Annotated in this window: 35 protein-coding genes and 2 pseudogenes; 1 reads left to right on the plus strand and 36 read right to left on the minus strand. The window is 70.9% G+C overall.

Translation table 11 applies throughout. The features are described 5' to 3' along the window. Positions 1 to 62: 62 nt before the first annotated feature. On the minus strand, positions 63 to 1,445 hold the full coding sequence (gene glmM / locus VG276_13680) for a phosphoglucosamine mutase (protein HEV8650423.1): 1,383 nt from the start codon (positions 1,443 to 1,445) through the stop codon (positions 63 to 65). Between the two features lie 420 nt (positions 1,446 to 1,865). Between glmM and VG276_13685 the strand changes: the two genes are divergently transcribed. After that, entirely contained in the window at positions 1,866 to 2,396 is a 531-nt protein-coding gene (locus VG276_13685) for a hypothetical protein (GenBank protein ID HEV8650424.1), read from the plus strand. A 162-nt stretch (positions 2,397 to 2,558) separates the two neighbouring features. Here VG276_13685 and rpsI read toward each other — a convergent pair whose 3' ends face one another. The 35 genes and pseudogenes from rpsI to VG276_13860 all read right to left on the minus strand — a co-directional run. Further along, complete coding sequence (rpsI, locus tag VG276_13690) at positions 2,559 to 2,957, minus strand: 30S ribosomal protein S9 (protein ID HEV8650425.1); 399 nt, start codon at positions 2,955 to 2,957, stop codon at positions 2,559 to 2,561. Between the two features lie 16 nt (positions 2,958 to 2,973). After that, positions 2,974 to 3,444 (minus strand): 50S ribosomal protein L13, encoded by a 471-nt coding sequence (gene rplM, locus VG276_13695; protein ID HEV8650426.1) that lies wholly within the window; start codon positions 3,442 to 3,444, stop codon positions 2,974 to 2,976. Between the two features lie 96 nt (positions 3,445 to 3,540). After that, a complete protein-coding gene (gene truA, locus VG276_13700) occupies positions 3,541 to 4,335 on the minus strand; it encodes a tRNA pseudouridine(38-40) synthase TruA (GenBank protein ID HEV8650427.1) in 795 nt (264 codons plus the stop codon). Between the two features lie 5 nt (positions 4,336 to 4,340). Next, complete coding sequence (gene rplQ / locus VG276_13705) at positions 4,341 to 5,099, minus strand: 50S ribosomal protein L17 (protein HEV8650428.1); 759 nt, start codon at positions 5,097 to 5,099, stop codon at positions 4,341 to 4,343. An 87-nt stretch (positions 5,100 to 5,186) separates the two neighbouring features. Continuing rightward, positions 5,187 to 6,119, minus strand: a pseudogene (locus tag VG276_13710) (DNA-directed RNA polymerase subunit alpha). Between the two features lie 121 nt (positions 6,120 to 6,240). Further along, positions 6,241 to 6,867, minus strand: a complete 627-nt coding sequence (gene rpsD / locus VG276_13715; GenBank protein HEV8650429.1) for a 30S ribosomal protein S4 — start codon at positions 6,865 to 6,867, stop codon at positions 6,241 to 6,243. A 98-nt stretch (positions 6,868 to 6,965) separates the two neighbouring features. After that, a complete protein-coding gene (rpsK, locus tag VG276_13720) occupies positions 6,966 to 7,364 on the minus strand; it encodes a 30S ribosomal protein S11 (GenBank protein ID HEV8650430.1) in 399 nt (132 codons plus the stop codon). 103 nt (positions 7,365 to 7,467) lie between these two features. Then, a complete protein-coding gene (gene rpsM / locus VG276_13725; GenBank protein HEV8650431.1) occupies positions 7,468 to 7,848 on the minus strand; it encodes a 30S ribosomal protein S13 in 381 nt (126 codons plus the stop codon). Between the two features lie 25 nt (positions 7,849 to 7,873). Continuing rightward, on the minus strand, positions 7,874 to 7,987 hold the full coding sequence (rpmJ, locus tag VG276_13730; GenBank protein HEV8650432.1) for a 50S ribosomal protein L36: 114 nt from the start codon (positions 7,985 to 7,987) through the stop codon (positions 7,874 to 7,876). Positions 7,988 to 8,020: 33 nt separating this feature from the next. After that, positions 8,021 to 8,242: a translation initiation factor IF-1 gene (infA, locus tag VG276_13735; GenBank protein HEV8650433.1), complete on the minus strand. Its 222-nt coding sequence runs from the start codon at positions 8,240 to 8,242 to the stop codon at positions 8,021 to 8,023. 279 nt (positions 8,243 to 8,521) lie between these two features. Next, positions 8,522 to 9,313, minus strand: coding sequence for a type I methionyl aminopeptidase (gene map, locus VG276_13740; GenBank protein ID HEV8650434.1), 792 nt, complete (start codon positions 9,311 to 9,313; stop codon positions 8,522 to 8,524). After that, the gene (locus VG276_13745; protein HEV8650435.1) at positions 9,310 to 9,882 is read right to left on the minus strand and encodes an adenylate kinase; all 573 of its coding nucleotides are present in this window, start codon (positions 9,880 to 9,882) and stop codon (positions 9,310 to 9,312) included. The genes map and VG276_13745 overlap by 4 nt, the downstream gene beginning before the upstream one ends. 29 nt (positions 9,883 to 9,911) lie before the next feature. Further along, positions 9,912 to 11,198 (minus strand): preprotein translocase subunit SecY, encoded by a 1,287-nt coding sequence (gene secY / locus VG276_13750; protein HEV8650436.1) that lies wholly within the window; start codon positions 11,196 to 11,198, stop codon positions 9,912 to 9,914. 28 nt (positions 11,199 to 11,226) lie between these two features. Beyond that, entirely contained in the window at positions 11,227 to 11,664 is a 438-nt protein-coding gene (gene rplO, locus VG276_13755) for a 50S ribosomal protein L15 (GenBank protein ID HEV8650437.1), read from the minus strand. Next, the gene (gene rpmD, locus VG276_13760; protein ID HEV8650438.1) at positions 11,661 to 11,849 is read right to left on the minus strand and encodes a 50S ribosomal protein L30; all 189 of its coding nucleotides are present in this window, start codon (positions 11,847 to 11,849) and stop codon (positions 11,661 to 11,663) included. Before rpmD ends, rplO begins: the two co-directional genes overlap by 4 nt. Next, positions 11,846 to 12,481, minus strand: coding sequence for a 30S ribosomal protein S5 (gene rpsE / locus VG276_13765; protein HEV8650439.1), 636 nt, complete (start codon positions 12,479 to 12,481; stop codon positions 11,846 to 11,848). The genes rpmD and rpsE overlap by 4 nt, the downstream gene beginning before the upstream one ends. Positions 12,482 to 12,650: 169 nt before the next feature. Further along, on the minus strand, positions 12,651 to 13,004 hold the full coding sequence (gene rplR, locus VG276_13770) for a 50S ribosomal protein L18 (protein HEV8650440.1): 354 nt from the start codon (positions 13,002 to 13,004) through the stop codon (positions 12,651 to 12,653). A gap of 97 nt (positions 13,005 to 13,101) precedes the next feature. Next, positions 13,102 to 13,638 (minus strand): 50S ribosomal protein L6, encoded by a 537-nt coding sequence (gene rplF, locus VG276_13775; GenBank protein HEV8650441.1) that lies wholly within the window; start codon positions 13,636 to 13,638, stop codon positions 13,102 to 13,104. Positions 13,639 to 13,647: 9 nt separating this feature from the next. Beyond that, positions 13,648 to 14,046 (minus strand): 30S ribosomal protein S8, encoded by a 399-nt coding sequence (gene rpsH / locus VG276_13780; GenBank protein ID HEV8650442.1) that lies wholly within the window; start codon positions 14,044 to 14,046, stop codon positions 13,648 to 13,650. Between the two features lie 12 nt (positions 14,047 to 14,058). Continuing rightward, entirely contained in the window at positions 14,059 to 14,244 is a 186-nt protein-coding gene (locus tag VG276_13785; protein HEV8650443.1) for a type Z 30S ribosomal protein S14, read from the minus strand. A gap of 84 nt (positions 14,245 to 14,328) precedes the next feature. After that, positions 14,329 to 14,904, minus strand: a complete 576-nt coding sequence (gene rplE / locus VG276_13790) for a 50S ribosomal protein L5 (GenBank protein HEV8650444.1) — start codon at positions 14,902 to 14,904, stop codon at positions 14,329 to 14,331. A 25-nt stretch (positions 14,905 to 14,929) separates the two neighbouring features. Then, positions 14,930 to 15,244, minus strand: a complete 315-nt coding sequence (gene rplX / locus VG276_13795; GenBank protein ID HEV8650445.1) for a 50S ribosomal protein L24 — start codon at positions 15,242 to 15,244, stop codon at positions 14,930 to 14,932. A 118-nt stretch (positions 15,245 to 15,362) separates the two neighbouring features. Next, complete coding sequence (gene rplN, locus VG276_13800) at positions 15,363 to 15,731, minus strand: 50S ribosomal protein L14 (protein ID HEV8650446.1); 369 nt, start codon at positions 15,729 to 15,731, stop codon at positions 15,363 to 15,365. Between the two features lie 65 nt (positions 15,732 to 15,796). Further along, positions 15,797 to 16,081 carry a 30S ribosomal protein S17 gene (gene rpsQ / locus VG276_13805; GenBank protein HEV8650447.1) on the minus strand — a complete coding sequence of 95 codons (285 nt, stop codon included), beginning with the start codon at positions 16,079 to 16,081 and terminating at the stop codon, positions 15,797 to 15,799. A gap of 6 nt (positions 16,082 to 16,087) precedes the next feature. After that, complete coding sequence (gene rpmC / locus VG276_13810) at positions 16,088 to 16,366, minus strand: 50S ribosomal protein L29 (protein HEV8650448.1); 279 nt, start codon at positions 16,364 to 16,366, stop codon at positions 16,088 to 16,090. Further along, positions 16,366 to 16,788, minus strand: coding sequence for a 50S ribosomal protein L16 (rplP, locus tag VG276_13815; GenBank protein HEV8650449.1), 423 nt, complete (start codon positions 16,786 to 16,788; stop codon positions 16,366 to 16,368). Before rplP ends, rpmC begins: the two co-directional genes overlap by 1 nt. Positions 16,789 to 16,795: 7 nt before the next feature. Beyond that, positions 16,796 to 17,833 (minus strand): 30S ribosomal protein S3, encoded by a 1,038-nt coding sequence (rpsC, locus tag VG276_13820; GenBank protein HEV8650450.1) that lies wholly within the window; start codon positions 17,831 to 17,833, stop codon positions 16,796 to 16,798. Continuing rightward, entirely contained in the window at positions 17,833 to 18,174 is a 342-nt protein-coding gene (gene rplV, locus VG276_13825; GenBank protein ID HEV8650451.1) for a 50S ribosomal protein L22, read from the minus strand. The genes rpsC and rplV overlap by 1 nt, the downstream gene beginning before the upstream one ends. A 24-nt stretch (positions 18,175 to 18,198) precedes the next feature. Continuing rightward, on the minus strand, positions 18,199 to 18,480 hold the full coding sequence (gene rpsS / locus VG276_13830) for a 30S ribosomal protein S19 (GenBank protein HEV8650452.1): 282 nt from the start codon (positions 18,478 to 18,480) through the stop codon (positions 18,199 to 18,201). A 28-nt stretch (positions 18,481 to 18,508) separates the two neighbouring features. Further along, complete coding sequence (gene rplB / locus VG276_13835; GenBank protein ID HEV8650453.1) at positions 18,509 to 19,339, minus strand: 50S ribosomal protein L2; 831 nt, start codon at positions 19,337 to 19,339, stop codon at positions 18,509 to 18,511. Positions 19,340 to 19,341: 2 nt separating this feature from the next. Beyond that, positions 19,342 to 19,623: pseudogene (gene rplW / locus VG276_13840) on the minus strand (50S ribosomal protein L23). Between the two features lie 5 nt (positions 19,624 to 19,628). Next, positions 19,629 to 20,309 carry a 50S ribosomal protein L4 gene (gene rplD / locus VG276_13845; protein ID HEV8650454.1) on the minus strand — a complete coding sequence of 227 codons (681 nt, stop codon included), beginning with the start codon at positions 20,307 to 20,309 and terminating at the stop codon, positions 19,629 to 19,631. Then, entirely contained in the window at positions 20,309 to 21,052 is a 744-nt protein-coding gene (rplC, locus tag VG276_13850) for a 50S ribosomal protein L3 (protein HEV8650455.1), read from the minus strand. The genes rplD and rplC overlap by 1 nt, the downstream gene beginning before the upstream one ends. Further along, a complete protein-coding gene (gene rpsJ / locus VG276_13855) occupies positions 21,049 to 21,354 on the minus strand; it encodes a 30S ribosomal protein S10 (GenBank protein HEV8650456.1) in 306 nt (101 codons plus the stop codon). Before rpsJ ends, rplC begins: the two co-directional genes overlap by 4 nt. A gap of 19 nt (positions 21,355 to 21,373) precedes the next feature. Further along, positions 21,374 to 21,513, minus strand: a 140-nt coding sequence (locus VG276_13860; protein ID HEV8650457.1) for an elongation factor Tu, incomplete at its 5' end; no start/stop codon positions are given.

The raw sequence follows: 21,513 nt of genomic DNA on the forward strand, positions 1-21,513 counted from the left end.
GGCCCGGCCCTGGGCAGGCCCGGCCCTGGGCAGGCCCGGCCCAGGGTCAGGCCCGGCCTGGGTCAAGCCCAGCCCAGCTCGGCGGCGACCACCCCGGCGAGCCGGTCGGCCACCGCCTGGGCGCCGTCGAGGGTCTCGGCCTCCACCATGACCCGGACGAGCGGCTCAGTGCCCGAGGCGCGCACCAGCACCCGGCCACCGTCGCCGAGGGCCGCCTCCTCCTCGGCCACTGCCTGGGCGACCGCGGCCGAGCCAGCCAGCCCGTCGCGCTCGGTCACGCGGATGTTGACCAGCACCTGGGGCAGGCGGCGCATCACCGTGGCCAGCTCCGACAGGGGCCGGCCGGTGCGGGCGACGATCGACAGCAGCCGCAGGCCGGTGAGGATCCCGTCGCCGGTGGTGGCCCGGTCGAGGAAGATGATGTGGCCGGACTGCTCGCCCCCGAGCACGTGCCCGCCGGCCCGCATCGCCTCGAGCACGTAGCGGTCCCCCACCGCAGTCTGCACGACCCGGATGCCGTGCCCGGCCATGGCCTGCCGGAAGCCCAGGTTGGTCATGACCGTGGTGACCACCGTCCCGGTCGCGAGCGCGCCGCGGTCGCGCTCGTCCAGGGCGGCGACGGCCAGGATCACGTCGCCGTCGACCAGCTCGCCCCGCTCGTCGACGGCGAGCAGCCGGTCGGCGTCGCCGTCGTGGGCCAGCCCCAGCGCCGCCCCGGTCCGCAGCACCTCGGCCCGCACATGCTCGGGATGGGTCGAGCCGACCCCGGCGTTGATGTTCTCCCCGTCGGGCTCGGCCGCGACCGCGACCACCCGGGCGCCCGCGCGCCGGTAGGCCTCCGGGGCCACCGCGGCGGCCGCCCCGTTGGCGCAGTCGACCACCAGGGGCACGCCGGCGAGGTCGGGGACGCCTTGGAGCAGGTGGCCGAGGTAGGCCTCGACCGCGTCGACGGCCGGCACCGAGCGGCCGACCCCGCCGGCCACCGGCCGGGGTGCCTCCTGGTCGGCCAGGCCGAGGGCGGCCTCGATCCGGTCCTCGAGCGCGTCGGGCAGCTTGAAGCCCTCGGGGCCGAAGAACTTGATGCCGTTGTCTGGCATGGCGTTGTGCGAGGCCGAGATCATCGCGCCCGCCGCGGCGCCGTAGTGCCGGGTCAGGAAGGCCACCGCTGGTGTGGGGATGACCCCGGCCAGGAGCGCGTCCCCGCCGGCGCTGCAGATCCCCGCCACCAGGGCGCTCTCGAGCAGCGCGCCCGAGGCGCGCGGGTCGCGCCCGACCACGACCTGGGGCCGCGAGGCCCGGGGCTGACCCGGGGTGCGGGCGGACGAGACCGCCGCCTGGTCCAGCAGCACGCCGACCACTGCCCGGCCGAGGGACATGGCCAGCTCGGGGGTGAGGTCGGCGTTGGCCAGCCCGCGCACCCCGTCGGTTCCAAACAGCTTTCCCAACAGCGCACTCCCGTCATCTGGCCGGCCGCCTGCGGACGAGCGGCATTGTCCCACGCCCAGGCGACTGGTTCGGCCGGATCGAGCGATGTGCGCGTGACGCCCAAAGCTGATAGTGATTCCTGGCCAATCCACGCCCGGCCCATGCCCGGGCTCGCACGAGACGGGACCATGATGGACCATCCTCCTCGCCAGGAACCTGGCGCCGGCAGTGGAAGCGGCGGCGCCACCCGGCCGATCGGTGAACCTCCCGGTTCCCCGCCGGGCGCGCCGCCGTGGCCAGGGCCCGCGGATGCCCCGCCCGGCTCGCAGACCGCACCGCCGTGGCCAGGGCCCGCGGATGCCCCGCCCGGCTCGCAGACCGCACCGCTGCCCCAGTGGGGCGGGCAGCAGCCCCCGGCGGCGCCCAAGCGGCGCAACACGGTGCTGTGGGTGGTGCTCGGCGTCGCCGTGCTCGCCGTGCTGCTCGGCGGGATCTACGCGATCACCACCGTGGGCGGCAAGGTCGCGCGGGCCAGCAAGCCCCTGAAGACCCCGGCCGACGTCGCCGGCCTGCGGCGGATCGACAGCCCCGCCTTCCGGGGCCTGCTCGACCAGCAGGAGAAGCAGCTCCGGGACAAAGGGGTCAAGAACTTCGTGGTGGCGGCCTACGGCACCGAGACCCAACCCGAGTTCGTGCTGGTGGCCGTGCGCGAGGCCAGCGACCGCACCCGGGGCGACATCGTCAAGGGGTTCGACCAGGCGCTCGGGCAGGCCACCCCGGGCAGCGGCGCCACCGACCAGACCTTCAAGCGGGGCGACGTCGAGTACCGCTGTACCGCCTCGCAGCTCGGCGGGAACTTCTCCATCTGCCGGTGGAACGACGGCGACATGGTCGGCTTCGGCTTCAGCCTCACGTCGAGGCCGGAGCGCCTGAGCGACCTGACCGCCGAGGCCCGCAACGAGATGCGCTGACCCGCGTCACACGACAGCGCCCGCCGGAACCGGCGGGCGCTGTGTCAAATTCTGGAACTGCTCGGAGCCGCGTGCGGCGGCACCAGAGCCGCCTGCGGCGGGCAGCTCGTCCATCCCGGCGGCCAAGTCCGGCCGACGGTGCCGCCAAGTCCGGCGGGTGGGTCAGCGCTTGGAGTACTGGGGCGCCTTGCGGGCCTTCTTGAGGCCGTACTTCTTGCGCTCGGTCTCCCGGGCGTCGCGGGTCAGGAAGCCGCGCTTCTTCAGCTCGCCGCGCAGCTCGACGTCGAGGTCGACCAGGGCGCGGGCGATGCCGTGGCGCAGGGCGCCGGCCTGGCCGGAGACCCCGCCGCCGGCGAGGCTGGCCACGATGTCGTACCGCTCGAGCGTGTTGGTGACGCGCAGCGGCTCGGTCACCAGGCGCCGGTACGCCGGGTTGGGGAAGTAGTCCTCGAGTGGCCGGTCGTTCAGCTTGAACGTGCCGGTCCCCTCGAGCAGGCGCACCCGGACCACGGCCTCCTTGCGGCGGCCGGTGCCCCGGGCGAGCAGTGCGGGAAGCGCCAACTGAACCGATCCTCCTCTATTCCTGCTTGGCGCCCGAGGCGGGACCCAGGTCGAGCGGCACGGGCTGCTGGGCCGCGTGCGGGTGGGTCGGGCCGTCGTACACCTTGAGCTTGGAGATCATCTGCCGGCCGAGCCGGTTGTGGGGCAGCATCCCCTTGACCGCCTTCTCCACGGCCTTGGAGGGCCGCTGGGCGAGCAGGGTGCTGTAGGGGGTGACCTTCAGGCCACCCGGGTAGCCCGAGTGGTGGTAGACGTTCTTCTGCTCGCGCTTCCTGCCGGTGAGCTCGACCTTCGCCGCGTTGACGATGATCACGTGGTCGCCGGTGTCGACGTGCGGGGCGAAGATCGGCTTGTGCTTGCCGCGCAGGATCCGCGCCACCTGGGCAGCCAGGCGGCCCAGGGTCTGGCCGCTGGCGTCGACGACGTACCAGTCGCGGGTGATGTCCTGCGGGCGCGGTGAGAACGTGCGCTGGCTGGCGAGGGGCATGCGGGCAACTCCGTAGGCGAGCTTCGAGAAGATCACGGGCGGGCGGGCTGACTCACGCACAAGCGAACCAGAGCCTGCCCGTGCAGACGGTCAAGGCTAGCGGTTCCTCCCCTGAACGGTCAACTTGGGTAGCTGACCGATTGGGTAGCTGACCGACTCGAGGACGAGGCCGTGCGGGGGCGCGATGTTGCCGAGCGCGGACCGGTCGCCGGCGGTGAGGATCGCGGCGGTGCGATCGGGCTCCCGGCGGCCGTCGCCCACGTCGAGCAGGTGGCCGACGATGCTGCGCACCATCTGCCAGCAGAACGCGTCGGCCGCGACGCGCACCTCGACCAGGCCGCGGACGCGGCGCACGGTGATCGACCGGATCCGGCGCCGGGTCGTCGCCCCCGGCCGGCCCCGGCAGAAGGCGGCGAAGTCGTGCTCGCCCACGAGCGGGCGGGCCGCCTCCCGCATCCGCTCGACGTCCAGGGGGCGGCGCCAGTGCAGCACCCAGCCGCGGGTCAGCGGGTCGGGGTCGGAGGAGTCGTCGACCCGGTAGGCGTAGGTGCGCCGCCGGGCCGAGAAGCGCGCGTCGAAGCCGTCGGGCGCCCAGCCCGCCGCCCGGACCACCACGGCCGGGCCGAGCGCGCCGTTCAGCGCCCGGCGGACCCGCTCGGGGTCGAGCCGGTCCGGGACGTCGGCGTGCACGACCTGGCCGCGGGCATGCACGCCGGCGTCGGTGCGGCCGGCACCCACGGTCTCGACCGGCTCCCTCGCGATCCGGGAGAGGGCGGTCTCCAGCTCGCCCTGGACGGTGCGCCGGTCCCGCTGGCGCGCGAACCCTGAGAACGGGGCGCCGTCGTAGGCGACGACCAGCCGGAGGCGGCGCCTGGTGCCGGCGCCAGCCACCCGGATCAGGCCTTCCCGGCGTCCTTTCCGTCGTCCTCGGCGCCGGTGCTCCCGCCCTCTTCCGCAGCCGCCTCGGCGCGGGCCTCGTCCTCGGTCTCAGCGTCGGCCTGGCCGGCCTCGTCCACCTCGGCAGCCGCGGCGTCGGCCTCGTCCTCAGCCTCGCCGGCAGCCGGGGCGCCCGCCTCGATCTCGGCGTCGGTGGGCACGTCCGGACGCTCCTCGGCGTCGGCGTCGACCTGCTCGCCGGCCACGGCGGCGTCGGTCTCCTGGGTCCGCCGGCGGGCGGCGGCCCGGCGCTCCGCCCGGTTGGCGCCCGCCGGGGCGGCCTGCTCGCCCGAGCGTCCCCGCCCGAAGCGCCGGCGGCGGCGCGGGGCGTCGCTGCCCGCGACCGCCTTCTCGTCGCCCGTGCCCTGGTCGACCAGCTCGATCAGGGCCATCGGGGCCGAGTCGCCCGGCCTCGGACCGAGCTTCAGAATGCGGGTGTAGCCGCCCTGCCGGTCGGCGAACCTGGGCGCGATCTCGGCGAACAGCTTGTGGACGACCTCCTTGTCCCGCACCACGGTGAGCACCTGGCGCCGGCTGGCCACGTCGCCCCGCTTGGCGAAGGTGATGAGGCGCTCGGCCTGGGGTCGGAGGCGCTTGGCCTTCGCCTCGGTGGTGCGGATCCGCCCCTCGGCGAACAGCGAGCGGGCCAGGTTCGCGATGAGCATCCGCTCGTGGCTCGGCCCCCCGCCCAGGCGAGGCCCCTTGGTCGGGGTCGGCATCGGTCTCGTTCCTCTCTCTCTGGCGTATCCGGGGGCTACCGCTTCGCTGCTTGAGCCCCCGGACCCCAAGGTCTTGTCGGCCTACTCCTCGCGGAGCGACAGGCCAAGCTCGTGCAGCTTCTCGCGCACCTCGTCGATCGACTTGGCGCCGAAGTTGCGGATGTCGAGCAGGTCGGCCTCGGACTTGGTGACGAGCTCGCCCACGGTGACGATGCCCTCGCGCTTCAGGCAGTTGTACGACCGCACCGACAGGTCGAGCTCCTCGATCGGGGTGTCGAGGTTGGCGCCCAGCGGCCCGGTCTGCTCGGCCGGCCCCAGTAACAGGCCCTCGCCTCCGCCGGTCAGATCCGCGAACAGGCTGACCAGCTCGCGCAGGGTACCGCCGGCCGAGGCCAGGGCGTCCTCCGGGGTCAGCGACCCGTCGGTCTCCACGTCGAGGAGCAACCGGTCGTAGTTGGTCATCTCCCCCGAGCGGGTGGCCTCGACCGTGTAGCTGACCCGGCGCACCGGCGAGAAGATCGAGTCCACCGGGATGCGCCCGATCTCGTCCGAGGCGGACTTGTTGCGCTCGGCCGGCCGGTAGCCGCGGCCCTTCTCGACGCGCAGCTCCATCTCGAGCTTGGCCTTGGAGTTCAGTGTGGCCAGGTGCAGCTCGGGGTTGATGACGTCGAGGTCGGCGGGCGGCACGATGTCGGCCGCGGTCACCTCGGCCGGGCCGGTGGCGCGCAGGAACATCGTTGCCGGCTCGTTGGTCTCGCTGCGCAGGCGCAGCTCCTTGACGTTGAGGATGATGTCGGTGACGTCCTCTTTCACGCCCTGGATGGACGAGAACTCGTGCAGGACGCCGTCGATCTTGATCGAGGTCACCGCGGCGCCCGGGATGGACGACAGCAGCGTGCGCCGCAGCGAGTTGCCGAGCGTGTAGCCGAAGCCAGGCTCGAGCGGTTCGATGACGAAGCGCGAACGGTTGTCCAGCCCACCCAGCGGGTGCGACTCGATGCGGGGACGCGAGATCTCCATGTGTGCTGTTCCACCTCCGGCTCCCCGGCCCGCTATATGACTCGGGGGGTGCCCTGGTTCCTGTTGCTTGCCCTGTTCCTTGCTTTGCGTAGAACTCGGCTTTGCGTAGAACTCGACTTGCTTACTTGGAGTACAGCTCGACGATGAGCTGCTCCTGGAGCGGCACCTCGACCTGGTCCCGGGTCGGCACCGAGTTGACCGTGAGCTTGGCCTCGCCGGCGTTCAGCTCGAGCCAGCCCGGCTGGGGCCGGCCGGTCTGGAGCTGGATCGACTCGTGGACGTTCAGGTTGCCGCGCATCTTCGCCTTGACCTGGACGGCGTCCCCAGGTTTCACCTGGTACGAGGGGATGTTCACCTTCTTGCCGTTGACGGTGATGTGGGAGTGGCGGACGAGCTGCCTGGCCTGGTCGCGCGAGCGGGCCAGCCCGCCCCGGTAGACGACGTTGTCCAAGCGCGTCTCGAGGAGCTGCAGCAGCACCTCGCCGGTGATGCCCTTCCGGCGGGACGCTTCCTCGTAGTAGTTGTGGAACTGCGTCTCGAGAATGCCGTAGATGCGGCGCGCCTTCTGCTTCTCACGGAGCTGCAGCAGGTACTCGGACTCCTTGATCCGCCCTCGGCCGTGCTCGCCTGGCGGGTACGGGCGCCGTTCCACCGGGCACTTGGGACCCTCGCACTTGGAGCCCTTGAGGAACAGCTTCGTCTTCTCGCGGCGGCAGAGCCGGCAGTCGGGACCTGTGTATCTTGCCAATGTCCTGCTACTCCTCTCGCTCCCTCGGCCAGGCGCTCCTCGTCGGCGCCCGCCGGGCCCTCCGGGCCGTGGGGGTCGGTGCTGGTTGCTTCACGTGGTCAGACGCGGCGCCGCTTGGGGGGACGGCAGCCGTTGTGGGGCACCGGGGTGACGTCCTGGATGCCCTGGATCTCCAGGCCGGCGGCCTGCAGGGACCGGATGGCGGTCTCGCGGCCGGACCCGGGGCCCTTGACGAAGACGTCGACCTTGCGCACGCCGTGCTCCTGCGCCCGCCGAGCGGCCTGCTCGGCGGCGAGCTGGGCCGCGAACGGGGTCGACTTGCGGGAGCCCTTGAAGCCGACGTTGCCCGAGGATGCCCACGTGATCGTGTTCCCCTGCGGGTCGCTGATGGTCACGATCGTGTTGTTGAAGCTCGACTTGATGTGGGCATGGGCGTGGGCGATGTTCTTCTTCTCGCGCCTGCGCGGCTTCTTGGCTGCGCCCTTCTTCGGTGGCAAAGGTCTTGTCTCCTTCAGTGCTCGTGTGGGGCGGATCCAGTGCTCGTATCGGCCGAAGCCCCACCGCTCTGGGGGGTGCGGGGGGCCTGGGCCCCCCGCACCGTTACTTCTTGGTGGCCTTCTTCTTGCCGGCAACGGTCTTCTTGGGGCCCTTGCGGGTGCGGGCGTTGGTGTGGGTGCGCTGGCCCCGCACGGGCAGGCCGCGGCGGTGCCGGATGCCCTGGTAGCAGCCGATCTCGATCTTGCGCTTGATGTCCTGGGCGACCTCGCGGCGCAGGTCGCCCTCGACCTTGTAGTGAGAGTCGATCCACTCCCGCAGGCGGACGACCTCCTCCTCGGACAGGTCACGGACACGGGTGTTGGGGTTCACCCGGGTCCCCTTGACCGCCTCCAGGGCACGGGTGCGGCCGAGGCCGTAGATGTAGGTGAGGCCGATCTCCACCCGCTTTTCGCGGGGGAGGTCGACGCCCGAGATACGGGCCATGGACCAGTTCCCTCCCTTGTGGCGATCAGCCCTGTCGCTGCTTGTGGCGGGGGTTGGTGCAGATGACCATGACGACGCCGTGGCGCCGGATGGTCTTGCACTTCTCGCAGATCTTCTTGACCGACGGCTTGACCTTCATGTCGTTTCCAGCTCCTCGAGGACTGGCATGCCGCTACTTGTAGCGGTAGGTGATCCGGCCCCGGTTGAGGTCGTAGGGCGAAAGCTCGACGACGACCCGGTCCCCGGGCAGGATGCGGATGTAGTGCATGCGCATCTTCCCGGAGATGTGAGCGAGGACGCGGTGGCCGTTGGCCAGCTCCACCCGGAACATCGCGTTCGGGAGGGGCTCGACGACGGTCCCCTCGACCTCGATTGCACCATCCTTCTTCGGCAAGCTCTTCCCTTCACCTCGTAACGGCGGGCACGGGGGTGCGCCCTGAACCTGGATCGCTCGTTGGAACGAGAGACGCCGGGGCGGAGCCCGCAGCGAAGCCCCCGAGACAACCGTGGGGCCAGCAACAAAAGATAGCAACGATCGGCCATGTCGAGCAACAAAGCCGCTGCTCACTGGCGCCCCGCCTCCCCGCCGGCGGGATCCGCGCCCGCCCTGGTCATGGCGCCCCTCACGGCGCCCCGCCTGCTCGCCGGAGGGGGATCCGCGCGCCCGCCCTGGTCACCGGGCGACCGCCTGGGGCAGCCAGTCGCTCTGCACGCGGCCGTCGAGCAGGGTGAGGACCTCGGGACCGTCCGGGGCGATGGCAACCGTGTGCTCGAAGTGGGCCGAGCGCGACCCGTCCCGGGTCACCACCGTCCAGTGGTCGTCGAGCACCTCGGTCTCGGGGCCACCCTCGTTCAGCATCGGCTCGATGGCGAGCACGAGCCCGACGTCCAGGCGCAGCCCACGGCCCGGGCGGCCGTAGTTGGGGACCTGAGGCTCCTCGTGCATCCGGGTGCCGATGCCGTGCCCGACGTACTCGCGGACCACGCCGTAGCCGGGCCCGGCCGCCGTCTGCTCGACCGCGTGGCCGATGTCGGACAGCCGGTTGCCCACCCGGACCTGGGCGATCCCCGCCCACATGGCCCGCTCGGTCGTCTCGATCAGGCGCCGGGCCGCGTCGTCGACCTCCCCGACCGGCACGGTCACCGCGGCGTCCCCGTGGTAGCCCTCGACGACGGCGCCGCAGTCGATCGAGAGGATGTCGCCCTCCCGGAGCGCGTAGCCGTTGGGGATCCCGTGCACGATCCAGTCGTTCGGCGACAGGCAGAGCGTGGCCGGGAAGCCGTGGTAGCCGAGGAAGGACGGGACCGCACCGGCGGCACGGATGGTCCGTTCGGCCAGGGCGTCGAGCTCGAGCAGGGTGACGCCGGGCTTGGCCGCCGCCGACACCAGGGTCAGGGTGTGCCCGACCAGGCGCCCAGCCTGGCGCATGCGCCCGATCTCCTCGGCGGACTTGCGGATGATCACGTCGACTTGGCCGCCAGGTCGTTGAGGATCCGCTTGGTGACCTCCTCCACCTGGCCGATGGCGTCGACCGGGATGAGCAGGCCGCGGCGGGCGTAGTAGTCCACCAGGGGCCTGGTCTTGATCGCGAAGACCTCGAGCCGGTGGCGGATCGTCTGCTCGGAGTCGTCGGAGCGGTGCAGCTCGGCCGAGCGCCCGGCCAGGCGGCGGAACAGCTCCTCCTCGGTGATCTCGAAGTGCAGCGCGGCGTCGAGCGGGGTGTCCAGCCCGGCCAGGCGGTGGTCGAGCGCCTCGGCCTGGGCCACCGTGCGCGGGAACCCGTCGAGCACGAACCCGGCCCCGCAGTCGGGCACCGACAGCCGCTCCATCACCATGGCGATGACCAGGCCGTCAGGGACCAGGTCGCCGCGGTCCATGTACTCCTGGGCGGCCCGGCCCAGCGGCGTGCCCTCGGCGACGTTGGCCCGGAAGATGTCGCCGGTGGCGACGTCCCCGCAGGCGAAGTGCTCGGCGATCTGGACCGCCTGGGTGCCCTTGCCGGCCCCGGGCGGGCCGAGCAGCACGATTCGCATGGATGCCGCCTTCTACCCGACCCGGGCCGTCAACGCAGGAACCCTTCGTAGTTCCGCATCAGCAGCTGGGACTCGATCTGCTTCATGGTCTCGAGCCCCACGCCCACCGTGATGAGGATGGCGGTACCGCCGAAGGGGAACTGCTGCACGTTGCCGGCGGCCAGCACGATGAAGGGCAGGATGGCGATGGCGGCCAGGAACAGCGCTCCGGGCAGCGTGATCCGCGTCATGATGTGGTTGAGGTACTCGGCTGTCGGCTTCCCGGGCCGGATGCCGGGGATGAAGCCGCCGTACTTCTTCATGTTGTCCGCCGTGTCGACCGGGTTGAACGCGATCGAGTTGTAGAAGTAGGCGAACGCGATGATGAGCACGAAGTACCCGATGATGTAGGCCGGGTGCGTGCCCGTGCGCGTGAACTGCTCGGTGAAGCTGGTGAACCAGGGCTTGTTGACGATCGAGGCGAGCAGCGAGGGCAGGTAGAGCAGGCTGGACGCGAAGATGATCGGGATGACGCCGGCCTGGTTGACCTTGAGCGGGATGTAGGTCGACGAGCCCCCGTACATGCGCCGGCCCACCATGCGCTTGGCGTACTGGACCGGGATGCGGCGCTGGGCCTGCTCGATCCAGATCACGAACACGATGATGGCCAGGCCGAGCGCGCACATCACCCCGAAGATGAAGCCGCCGTTGGAGCGCAGGATGTTGGCGCCCTGGCTGGGGAGCTGGGCCACGATCGCGGCGAAGATCAGGATCGACATGCCGTTGCCGATGCCGCGCTGGGTGATCAGCTCGCCGAGCCACATGATGAACGCGGTCCCGGCGGTCAGGGTCAGCACGGCCAGCGCGAAGCGCCCAGAGGTCAGCCCCGGGAAGATGTCGACGTTGGGCAGCAGGCCGCCGCGGTGGGCCAGGGTCACGATGCCGGCCGACTGCAGCAGGGCCAGGGCCACGGTCACGTACCGCGTGTACTGCTGGATCTTCTTCCGCCCGGTCTCGCCCTCCTTCTGCAGGGCCTCGAGCCGCGGGATGACCACGCCGAGCAGCTGCATGATGATCGACGAGGTGATGTAGGGCATGATCCCGAGCGCGAAGATGGCGAACTGGGTCAGCGCGCCCCCCGAGAACAGGTTGATCAGGTTGAACGCGCCGTTGTTCTGCGCGCCGGCGCTCTCGAGGAACTTCTGGACGCTCTTGAAGTCCACGCCGGGGACGGGCAGATGGGACCCCAACCGGTAGATCGCGATGATGGCGACCGTGAAGAGGATCTTGCCCCGCAACTCGGGGATCTTGAGCGCGTTGCGAAACGCCGACAGCATCCGGGCCTTCCTTCTTCTCTCTCTCGGCCTAGACGACCTCTACGGTACCGCCTGCGGCAGTGATCTTCTCGGCCGCGGTGGACGAGAAGGCGTGTGCCCGGACCTGGACGGCGACCGACAGGTCGCCGTGGCCGAGCACCTTGACCGGGGTGCCCTTGCGGGCCAGGCCCGCCTCGACCAGCGCGTCCGGGTCGACGCCGCCCCCCTTGGGGAAGGCGGCGGCGAGCCGGTCGACGTTCACCACCGACCAGTGCACCTTGTTCGGGTTGGTGAAGCCCTTGAGCTTCGGCACCCGGCGCTGGAGCGGCAGCTGCCCGCCCTCGAAGCCGGTCCGGATCCGCCCCCTCGCCTTGGAGCCCTTGGTGCCCCGGCCGGCCGTCTTGCCCTTGCCGGCGGCCTCGCCGCGGCCCTTGCGGGTGCGGTCCTTCACCGCCCCGGGCGCCGGGCGCAGGTGGTGCAGCTTCATTCCTTCACCTCCTCCACCTCGACGAGGTGGGAGACCTTGTGCAGCATGCCGCGGATCTCGGGGCGGTCCTCCTTGACGACCACGTCGTGGATGCGCCTGAGGCCGAGGCCCCGGATCGTGTCACGCTGCGGCTTGGGCCGGCCGATCACGGAACGGACCTGGGTGACCTTGAGCCGGGCGCTCATGCCGACGCCTCCTTGGGCGGCGTCTTGACCGCAGCTGCGGCCTTCATCCGGGCCACGGTGGTGGGAGACATCTCGGCCAGCTCGAGCCCGCGCCGCTGGGCCAGCTCCTCGGGCCGCTTCAGCGACTTGAGCCCGGCCACGGTCGCGTGGACGATGTTGATCGGGTTGGACGAGCCGAGCGACTTGGACAGCACGTCGGCCACGCCAGCCGCCTCGAGCACCGCGCGCACCGGCCCGCCGGCGATGACGCCGGTACCGGGGGATGCGGGCTTGAGCAGGACGCGGCCGGCGCCGTCCTCACCGAGCACCTCGTGCGGGATGGTGGTGCCGATCATCGGGACGGCGAAGAAGTTCTTCTTGGCCACCTCGACGCCCTTCTGGATGGCAGAGGGGACCTCGCGGGCCTTGCCATAGCCGACGCCGACCTTGCCGTTGCCGTCGCCGACCACGACCAGGGCGGTGAAGGAGAACCGGCGTCCACCCTTGACCACCTTGGCGACGCGGTTGATGGCGACCACGCGCTCTTCGAACTGCGACTTCGGGGAGTCGTCCCGGCCAGGGCCACCGCGGTCGTCACGGGGCGGCCGGTTGCCCTGTCCACCGGGACCCCGGCGAGCGGGGGCTGCTGCCATGTTGCGATTCCTCCTTTATCGGTCCGGGGCTACCGCCTTCGGCTACTTGAGCCCCGAACCCCCTTTGTCGGTCCGGGGCTACCACCTTCGGCTACTTGAGCCCCGAACCCCCTTTGTCGGTCCGGGGCTACCGCTTCGCTGCGCCAGGCCCCCAGACCCTGATGTCTGTTCAGAAGTCCAGGCCGCCCTCGCGGGCCGCCTCGGCCAGCGCCTGGACGCGGCCGTGGTACTGGTAGCCGCCGCGGTCGAACACGACCGAGCTGATCCCGGCCACCTTGGCCTGGCTGGCCAGCTCGCTGCCGACCCGCTTGGCGGCGGCCTTCTTGTCGCCGTCGCCCGGGAGCGTCACCGACCCGGCGGCGGCCAGCGTCCGCCCGGCCGAGTCGTCGATGAGCTGTGCGTAGATGTGCTTGCTGGAGCGGAAGACGGCCAGGCGCGGCCGCTCGGCCGTGCCGACCACCCGCCGCCGAACCCTGGCGTGGCGCCGGATCCGACCTTGCCGCTTGGCGCGCGCTGCATCCATCTTGTCAAAACCCTTCTTGGTGTCCCGCGTAACCCTTCTTGGTGTCTTACGGACGATCTCTTCGATTCCGTCAACGAGAACGGCGCTAGTTGGCGGCCTATTTGGCGGTCTTGCCGGCCTTGCGGCGGACCACCTCGCCCGCGTACCGGACGCCCTTGCCCTTGTACGGGTCGGGACGACGCAGGCTGCGGATCTCGGCGGCCACCTGGCCGACCTTCTGCTTGTCGATCCCCCTTACCGAGAACCGGGTCGGCGTCTCCACCGTGAAGCTGATCCCCTCGGGGGCCTTCACCGGGACCGGGTGGGAGTAGCCCAGGTTGAACATCAGGTCGTTGCCCTGGGCCTGCACACGGTAGCCGACGCCCTGGATCTCCAGCCGCTTCTCGAAGCCCTTGGTCACGCCCTCGACCATGTTGGCCACCAGCGAGCGGGCCAGCCCGTGGAGGGCGCGGCTCTCGCGCTCGTCGTCGGGCCGGACCACCCGGAGCTGGCCGTCGTCCTGCTCGATGGTGATCCTCGTGGGGATGGCCTGGGTGAGCGTGCCCATGGGCCCGGTCACCACGGCGGTGCCGCCCTCGACCCGAACCTCGACCCCAGAGGGGAGCTGGATGGGGAGGTTGCCGATGCGAGACATGTGGCCCCCTTACCAGACGTAGGCCAGGACCTCGCCACCGATGCCGGCCTTGTGGGCGTGGCGGTCGGTCACGAGTCCCTGGGAGGTCGAGATGATGGCGATGCCCAGGCCGCCGAGGACCCGGGGCAGCGCCTCCTTCTTGGCGTACACGCGCAGGCCGGGCTTGGAGATCCGGCGCACGCCGCTGATGGTCCGCTCGCGGTTCGGGCCGTACTTGAGCTCGACCTTGAGCATCTGGCCGACCTCTGCCTTCTCGACCGCGTAGTCCTTGATGTAGCCCTCCTGCTTCAGGACCTTGGCGATCTCCACCTTGATCCTGGAGCTGGGCATGGAGATGTCGTCGTGGTACGCCGCGTTGCCGTTGCGGAGGCGGGTCAGCATGTCGGCGATCGGATCGGTCATCGTCATGTCGGTCGCCTCCTACCAGCTCGACTTGGTGATGCCGGGCAGCTCACCCGCGTGCGCCAGCTGGCGCACGCAGATCCGGCACAGGCCGAACTTGCGGTACACGGCCCGGGGCCGTCCGCAACGCTGGCAGCGCGAGTAGGCGCGCACCTTGAACTTGGGGGTGCGCTTGGCCTTCGCGATCAGTGACTTCTTTGCCATCGGTTGGTGCTACCTCCTAGCCCCGCCGGTTCGCGGCGTGGTGCCGCGCCTGTCGAGAGCCGTTGCTCGCTGTCGCCGGGCCGCCTAGCTCGCCCGGAACGGGAACCCGAGCGCTCGCAGCAGCGCTCGGCCCTGCTCGTCGGTGTCCGCGGTGGTCACCAGGGTGATGTCCATCCCGCGGATCTTCTCGACCTTGTCGTAGTCGATCTCCGGGAAGACCAGCTGCTCGGTCAGCCCGAAGGTGAAGTTGCCGTGCCCGTCGAAGCCCTTGGGCGCCAGCCCGCGGAAGTCGCGGATGCGGGGCAGCGCGATGGACAGCAGCCGGTCCAGGAACTCCCACATGCGGTCGCCCCGCAGGGTGACCTTGGCGCCGATCGACTGACCCTCGCGGATCTTGAAGCCGGCGATCGACTTCTTCGCCTTGGTCACCAGCGGCTTCTGGCCGGTGATCTGGGTCAGGTCGCGGACGGCACCCTCCAGCAGGCGGGCCTCCTTGACCGCCTCGCCCACGCCCATGTTCACCACGACCTTGACCGGTCGGGGCACCTGCATGACGTTGGCCAGCCCGAGCTCGTCCTTGAGCGGGCCCCGGAGCTCGTCGTTGTAGCGGACCTTGAGCCGGGGCGCCGGCACCTCGGTCGCGGTCTGGGTCTGGGTCATCTTGGGTTCCGTCCTCGTCCTGCGCTCAGAGCTTCGCGCCGGTCCTGGCGCACACTCGGATCTTGTTGCCGTCGTCCATCCGGTAGGCGACACGGGTCGGCTTGCCGTCGTCGGGCGAGACGATCTGGACGTTCGACGCGTCGATCCAGGCTTCCTTCTCGGTGATCCCGCCGGTCTGGCCGCCGCGCTGCGTCGGCCGGATCTTCTCGTGCCGCTTCACACGGTTGACGCCCTCGACCAGCACCCGGTTCTTGGCCGGGTCGACCTTGATCACGCGGCCGGTGGCCCCGATGTCCTTGCCGGCCATGACGATCACGCGGTCGTCCTTGCGGATCTTCACGGCGAGAGCCTCCCTTCCAAACGTCTGCCCGGCCGGCGCCTCGCCGGAACGGGCGTCGCCGCAGCCTGGAGGCCATGGGAGCCCGGCGCCGGCCGGGCATGCCTTGCCGCTGTCGCCACTAAAGCACCTCCGGGGCCAGGCTGATGATCTTCATGAAGCGCTTGTCGCGCAGCTCCCGCCCGACCGGGCCGAAGATGCGCGTGCCGCGCGGGTTCTGCTGCTCGTTGATGATGACGGCGGCGTTCTCGTCGAACCGGATGTAGGAGCCGTCAGGGCGCCGCTTCTGCTTCTTGACGCGGACGACGACCGCCTTGACGACCTCGCCCTCCTTCACCGCGCCACCCGGGATCGCGTCCTTCACCGTCGCGACGATGATGTCGCCGATGGAGGCGTACCGCCGGCCGGAGCCGCCGAGCACGCGGATGCAGAGGATCTCCTTCGCGCCCGTGTTGTCGGCGACCTTGAGCCGCGACTCCTGCTGAATCATTCTGGCCTCTTATTCATCTGAGTTACGCATCGTGGTGCCCGCTTCCAAGTGAGTCGCGCAGCGACTCACTTGGCCTTCTGGATGATTTCCACGACCCGCCAGCGCTTGGAGGCCGACAGGGGGCGGGTCTCGGCCAGCCGGACGGTGTCACCCACGCCGGCCTCGTTCTGCTCGTCGTGCGCCTTCAGCCGGGAAGTGCGCCGGATGGTCTTGTGGTAGAGCCGGTGCTGGCGGACGTCCTCGACCTGGACGACCACCGTCTTGTCCATCCTGTCGGAGACGACGATCCCGACGCGGACCTTGCGGTCGCCCCGGGCTCGGCCGTCCTGCTCCGGCGTGCTCGCTGTCATGTGTGGCTATCCCTTCCTCTGCCGGCGTCCGAAGCGCCGTCCGGACGGGCGGCGGCGCTCGGGCGCAACCGCCACCGGCACGGCTTCGCCGGCCAGCTCGCGCTGGCGGATGACCGTGAAGATCCGCGCGATGTCCTTGCGGACCTCCCGGAGCCGGTGCGGGTCGTCGAGCTGCCCGGTGACGTTCTGGAAGCGCAGGTTGAACAGCTCTTCCCTCGCCTCGGCGAGCTTGGCCGCCAGCTCCTCGGCGTCCAGGTCGGCCAGTTCGGTTGCCTTCATGGTCATCACGACTCCGCCATGTCCGTGCGCTTCACGAACTTGCACTTCATGGGCAGCTTGTGGGCGGCCAGGCGCATCGCCTCCTGGGCGGTCGCCTCGGGCACGCCGGCGAGCTCGAACATCACCCGGCCCGGCTTGACCACCGCGACCCACCACTCGGGCGAGCCCTTGCCCGAGCCCATGCGGGTCTCGGCCGGCTTCTTGGTCACCGGCTTGTCGGGGTAGATGTTGATCCACACCTTCCCGCCACGACGGATGTACCGGGTCATGGCGATACGGGCCGCCTCGATCTGCCGGTTGGTCACCCAGGAGGGCTCGAGGGCCTGCAGGCCGTAGTCCCCGAAGGCGACCGAGGTGCCACCGCTCGCGAGCCCGCGGCGGTGGCCGCGGTGCTGCTTGCGGTGCTTGACACGCTTCGGTGTGAGCATCTGTTCCTTACTCCTTCGCCTGCTCGGAAACCGGACCAGGGGCCTCGCTGGCGGTACCGGTGTCGGCGGAGGCGGTGGCTGGAGCGGGCGGCTCGGCGCCGCCGCCGGCCGGCTTGGCGGGTGCGGCGCCGCCGGCCGGCTTGGCGGGTGCGGCGCCGCCGCCCGGCTTGGCCGCAGCCCCGCCAGCCGGCTTGGCCGCAGCCCCGCCAGCCGGCTTGGCCGCCTGCTGCGGCCGCTGGCGCTGCTGCGAGCGGGCACCGGCACCGCCGCCCTCGGGCCTGGCGCCCTGGCCGCCCGGGGCGCCCCCGCCGCCGTTGGCGGCCCCGCCGCGGCCACGGCCGCGGGGACGGTCGTCCCGTCCGCCGCCGGCCGACGCCCGGGCCCGTGCCCGGGCACGGTCGGCCTCCTGCTCCTCGCGCGAGGGCAGGACGTCGCCGCGGTAGATCCAAACCTTCACGCCGATCTGGCCGAACGTGGTGCGGCCCTCGGCCAGGCCGTAGTCGATGTCGGCCCTGAGGGTGTGCAGGGGCACGCGGCCCTCGCGGTACCACTCGGTGCGGGCCATCTCGGCGCCGCCCAGGCGGCCCGAGCACTGCACCCGGATGCCCTTGGCGCCGCCCTTCATGGCCGAGTTGACCGCCCGGCGCATGGCCCGGCGGAACGAGACCCGGCTCGCGAGCTGTTCGGCCACGCCCTGCGCGACCAGGTGGGCGTCGGTCTCGGCGCTCTTGACCTCGAGGATGTTCAGGGTGACCTGCTTGCCGGTGATCTTGTCGAGGTCGGCCCGGATCTTGTCGGCCTCGGCGCCCCGGCGGCCGATCACCACCCCCGGCCTGGCGGTGTGGATGTCGACCCGCACCCGGTCGCGGGTGCGCTCGATGTCGACCCGGGAGATGCCGGCGTGGCTCAGCCCCCGCTTGAGGTAGCGGCGGATCTCGATGTCCTCGTGGAGGTACTTCTGGTAGTCCTTGTCGCTGTACCAGCGCGACTTCCAGTCGGTGGTGATGCCCAGCCGGAAGCCGTACGGGTTGACCTTCTGTCCCATTACGAGGCCTCCCTGGAGTCGACGATGACCGTGATGTGGCTGGTGCGCTTCCGCACCCGGTAGGCGCGGCCGAGCGCCCGGGGCCGGAAGCGCTTCAGGGTCGGGCCTTCGTCCACGAACGCCCTGGACACGAACAGCGTGTCGGCGGCGAGCTGGTGGTTGTGCTCGGCGTTGGCGATCGCCGAGTCGAGCACCTTCTTGACCGGCAGGGCGGCCGCCCGCGGGGTGAACTGCAGGATCCGCCGTGCCTCCTCGACGTGCTGGCCGCGGATGAGGTCCACGACCCGGCGCGCCTTGAACGGCGTCACCCGGACGAACCGGGCCTGGGCCTTGACTTCCATGGTCTTGGTTTCCCTCTCCTCTTCCTACCGGACCCCGGTCGCCCGCTCCTGGGAGCGGTGGACGCGGAAGGTCCGGGTCGGCGCGAACTCGCCGAGCTTGTGGCCGACCATCGACTCCGAGACGTAGATGGGCACGTGCTTGCGCCCGTCGTGCACGGCGATGGTGTGCCCGACCATGTCGGGGATGATGGTCGAGCGCCTCGACCAGGTCTTGATGACCCGCTTGTCGCGCTTGCGGTTCAGCTCGTCCACCTTGGCGAGCAGGTGGTCGTCGACGAACGGGCCTTTTTTCAGCGATCTGGCCATGTCAGAACTCCCGTAGTCCTCGTTCCATTCATCGACCCCTGCCCTTGCGGCGGCGGCGGATGATGAGCTGGTCGGACGGCTTGCGGCGCCGGGTCCGGCCCTCGGGCCTGCCCCACGGGGTGGTGGGGTGGCGCCCGCCGGAGCTCTTGCCCTCGCCACCGCCGAGCGGGTGGTCAACCGGGTTCATGGCCACTCCGCGCACGCTCGGGCGCTTGCCCTTCCAGCGCATGCGACCGGCCTTGCCCCAGCTGATCAGCTCCTGCTCGGCATTGCCGACCTCGCCCACCGTCGCTCGGCAGGCGATCTGCACCTGGCGGATCTCCCCGGAGGGCAGCCGGAGCGTGGCCATCGGGCCCTCCTTGGCCACCAGCTGCGTGCCCGAGCCGGCCGAGCGGGCCAGCTTGGCCCCCCCGCCCGGGCGGAGCTCGATGTTGTGAACGACCGTGCCGACCGGGATATTCCGCAGCGGCAGGGCGTTGCCCGGCTTGATGTCGGCGCCCTCGCCCGACTCCACCGTGTCGCCGACCTTGAGGCGGGTGGGCGCGATGATGTAGCGCTTCTCGCCGTCGGCGTAGTGGAGCAGGGCGATGCGGGCGGTCCGGTTCGGGTCGTACTCGATCCCGGCCACCTTGGCCGGCACCCCGTCCTTGTCCCTGCGGAAGTCCACGACGCGGTAGCGCTGCTTGTGGCCGCCGCCCTGGTGGCGGGTGGTGATCCGCCCGTGGACGTTGCGGCCGCCCTTGCGGGGGCTCGGGGCCAGCAGCGACTTCTCGGGGGTCTTCTTCGTCACCTCGACGAAGTCGGCCACGGAGCTGCCGCGCCGCCCCGGCGTGGTTGGCTTGTGCTTGCGGATGCCCATGGCTACTTGGCCTCGAAGATCTCGATCTTGTCGTCCGGGTGGAGCGTCACCAGGGCGCGCTTGGTGGACTTGCGGACGCCCACGACCTGCCTGGTCCGCTTCCGCTTGCCCTTGCGGTTCAGGGTGTTCACGTTGGTCACGCGCACGGAGAAGATGGCCTGGACGGCCTCCTTGATCTCCGTCTTGTTGGCGTCCGGACGGACGATGAAGGTGTAGGTGTTGGCGTCCAGCAGCGCGTAGGACTTCTCGCTGACCACCGGCGACAGCACCACCTCGCGGGGATCCTTGGTCACGACTCCTCCCCGTCCTCGAGGACCAGCTCGTCCTGGTCGGCGGTGGCGGCGGTGACGCCCCGGCCGCAGAACGCGTCCAGCGAGTCGCGGGTGAAGACGACCACGTCGCTGGCGAGCACGTCGTAGGTGTTGAGCTGGTCGAAGGTGAGTAGGTGGACCCAGCCCAGGTTGCGGAAGCTCTTGATCGCCGCGTCCTCGAGCCCGTCCACGACGAGCAGCACCTTGCGCCCGTCGAGGCCCAGGGTGGCCAGCAGCTCGGCCGCCCTGCTCGTCTTCGGGGTGTCGAAGTCGAGGGCGTCGAGCACCAGGAGGTTCCCGCCGGCGCGACGGTCGGTGAGGGCCGAGCGCAGGGCGAGCACCTTCTCCTTCTTGTTCACCCGGAACGAGTGGTCGCGCGGGCGCGGCCCGAAGACCACGCCCCCGCCGGTCCACTGGGGCGCACGGATGGAACCCTGCCTGGCCCGGCCGGTGCCCTTCTGGCGCCACGGCTTCTTGCCGCCGCCCCGCACCTCCGACCGGGTCTTGGTCGAGTGGGTGCCGGCTCTGGCCGCCGCCAGCTGCGCCCGCACCACCTGGTGCATGACGGGCACGTTGACCTCCACGTCGAAGACCTCGTCGGGCAGGTCGACGGTGCCCGACTTCGCGCCGCTCGCGTCGACCACGTCGATGCTGGCCATCAGCCACGCACCTCCTTGGCTGACCCGGGGGCCGGCCTTGAGCCCCCGGACCCCTGGGCTGACCCGGGGGCCGGCCTTGAGCCCCCGGACCCGTGCGACCGGACGGAGGAGCGAAGCATGAGCAGGCCGCGCTTGGGACCGGGCACGGCGCCGCGGACCAGCAACAGGTTGCGGTCCGGGTCGACCTTGACGACCTCGAGGTTGAGCACGGTGACGCGCTCGTGGCCCATGTGCCCGGCCATGCGCATGCCCTTGAAGATGCGGCCCGGGGTGGCGCAGGCGCCGACCGAGCCGGGCGAGCGGTGCTTGCGCTCGGTGCCGTGCGAGGCCGGAAGGCCGGCGAAGCCGTGGCGCTTCATGACCCCGGCGGTGCCCTTGCCCTTGGAGACGCCGACCACGTCGACCCGGTCGCCCGAGGCGAACACGTCCGCCTTGAGCTGCTGGCCGGGCGAGTAGTCGCCGGCCGAGGCCGTGCGCAGCTCGACCAGGTGGCGCTTGGGCTCGGACCCGGCCTTGGCGAAGTGCCCGGCCCGCGGCTTGGTCACCTTGCGGGACGCGATGTCGCCGAAAGCGAGCTGGACGGCTGGGTAGCCGTCGCGCTCGACCGACTTCACCTGCGTCACCGTGCAGGGCCCGGCCTGGATGACCGTCACCGGCACCACGCGGGCGTTCTCGTCGAACACCTGGGTCATCCCCAGCTTGGTCCCGAGGATGCCCTTGAAGTTGGCGGTTGTGGCACTCATAGCTTGATCTCGATGTCCACGCCGGCCGGGAGGTCCAGGCGCATGAGGCTGTCAACGGTCTTGGGGGTGGGGTCGAGGATGTCGATGAGGCGCTTGTGGGTGCGCATCTCGAAGTGCTCCCTCGAGTCCTTGTCAACGTGAGGGCTGCGGATCACGCAGTAGACCGACTTCTCGGTCGGCAGCGGGACCGGCCCGGCCACGCGCGCGCCCGTGCGAGTCACCGTGTCGACGATCTTGCGCGCCGACTGGTCGATGATCTCGTGGTCGTACGCCTTCAGGCGGATACGGATCTTCTGGTTCATCTGGCTGCCCGGCCCTTCGCTACTTGAGGATTTTGATGACGCGGCCGGCGCCGACGGTGCGGCCACCCTCCCGGATCGCGAACCGCAGCCCCTCCGCCATCGCGATCGGCTGGATCAGGCGCACCGTCATCTCGGTGTGGTCACCCGGCATCGCCATCT

This window comes from Actinomycetes bacterium, assembly GCA_036000965.1.
Classification (GTDB): Bacteria; Actinomycetota; CALGFH01; order CALGFH01; family CALGFH01; genus DASYUT01.

What these genes read in the sequence shown, in the direction of transcription:
- rpsM (HEV8650431.1), bottom strand. Translation starts at nt 7,848, where the DNA reads ATGGCCCGTATCTCGGGCGTCGACCTCCCCCGCGAAAAGCGGGTGGAG.
- rpsH (HEV8650442.1), bottom strand. Translation starts at nt 14,046, where the DNA reads ATGACGATGACCGATCCGATCGCCGACATGCTGACCCGCCTCCGCAAC.
- VG276_13785 (HEV8650443.1), bottom strand. Translation starts at nt 14,244, where the DNA reads ATGGCAAAGAAGTCACTGATCGCGAAGGCCAAGCGCACCCCCAAGTTC.
- rplR (HEV8650440.1), bottom strand. Translation starts at nt 13,004, where the DNA reads ATGGATGCAGCGCGCGCCAAGCGGCAAGGTCGGATCCGGCGCCACGCC.
- rpsE (HEV8650439.1), bottom strand. Translation starts at nt 12,481, where the DNA reads ATGGCAGCAGCCCCCGCTCGCCGGGGTCCCGGTGGACAGGGCAACCGG.
- rplD (HEV8650454.1), bottom strand. Translation starts at nt 20,309, where the DNA reads ATGGCCAGCATCGACGTGGTCGACGCGAGCGGCGCGAAGTCGGGCACC.
- rpmD (HEV8650438.1), bottom strand. Translation starts at nt 11,849, where the DNA reads ATGAGCGCCCGGCTCAAGGTCACCCAGGTCCGTTCCGTGATCGGCCGG.
- VG276_13745 (HEV8650435.1), bottom strand. Translation starts at nt 9,882, where the DNA reads ATGCGAATCGTGCTGCTCGGCCCGCCCGGGGCCGGCAAGGGCACCCAG.
- rplB (HEV8650453.1), bottom strand. Translation starts at nt 19,339, where the DNA reads ATGGGCATCCGCAAGCACAAGCCAACCACGCCGGGGCGGCGCGGCAGC.
- secY (HEV8650436.1), bottom strand. Translation starts at nt 11,198, where the DNA reads ATGCTGTCGGCGTTTCGCAACGCGCTCAAGATCCCCGAGTTGCGGGGC.
- rplE (HEV8650444.1), bottom strand. Translation starts at nt 14,904, where the DNA reads ATGACCCAGACCCAGACCGCGACCGAGGTGCCGGCGCCCCGGCTCAAG.
- rplC (HEV8650455.1), bottom strand. Translation starts at nt 21,052, where the DNA reads ATGAGTGCCACAACCGCCAACTTCAAGGGCATCCTCGGGACCAAGCTG.
- rpsJ (HEV8650456.1), bottom strand. Translation starts at nt 21,354, where the DNA reads ATGAACCAGAAGATCCGTATCCGCCTGAAGGCGTACGACCACGAGATC.
- rplV (HEV8650451.1), bottom strand. Translation starts at nt 18,174, where the DNA reads ATGGAAGTCAAGGCCCAGGCCCGGTTCGTCCGGGTGACGCCGTTCAAG.
- rplP (HEV8650449.1), bottom strand. Translation starts at nt 16,788, where the DNA reads ATGCTCACACCGAAGCGTGTCAAGCACCGCAAGCAGCACCGCGGCCAC.
- rplO (HEV8650437.1), bottom strand. Translation starts at nt 11,664, where the DNA reads ATGAAGCTGCACCACCTGCGCCCGGCGCCCGGGGCGGTGAAGGACCGC.
- rplM (HEV8650426.1), bottom strand. Translation starts at nt 3,444, where the DNA reads ATGCCCCTCGCCAGCCAGCGCACGTTCTCACCGCGCCCGCAGGACATC.
- rplQ (HEV8650428.1), bottom strand. Translation starts at nt 5,099, where the DNA reads ATGCCGACCCCGACCAAGGGGCCTCGCCTGGGCGGGGGGCCGAGCCAC.
- rpsC (HEV8650450.1), bottom strand. Translation starts at nt 17,833, where the DNA reads ATGGGACAGAAGGTCAACCCGTACGGCTTCCGGCTGGGCATCACCACC.
- rpmJ (HEV8650432.1), bottom strand. Translation starts at nt 7,987, where the DNA reads ATGAAGGTCAAGCCGTCGGTCAAGAAGATCTGCGAGAAGTGCAAGACC.
- rplN (HEV8650446.1), bottom strand. Translation starts at nt 15,731, where the DNA reads ATGATTCAGCAGGAGTCGCGGCTCAAGGTCGCCGACAACACGGGCGCG.
- rplF (HEV8650441.1), bottom strand. Translation starts at nt 13,638, where the DNA reads ATGTCTCGCATCGGCAACCTCCCCATCCAGCTCCCCTCTGGGGTCGAG.
- rpsS (HEV8650452.1), bottom strand. Translation starts at nt 18,480, where the DNA reads ATGGCCAGATCGCTGAAAAAAGGCCCGTTCGTCGACGACCACCTGCTC.
- rpsQ (HEV8650447.1), bottom strand. Translation starts at nt 16,081, where the DNA reads ATGACAGCGAGCACGCCGGAGCAGGACGGCCGAGCCCGGGGCGACCGC.
- rpmC (HEV8650448.1), bottom strand. Translation starts at nt 16,366, where the DNA reads ATGACCATGAAGGCAACCGAACTGGCCGACCTGGACGCCGAGGAGCTG.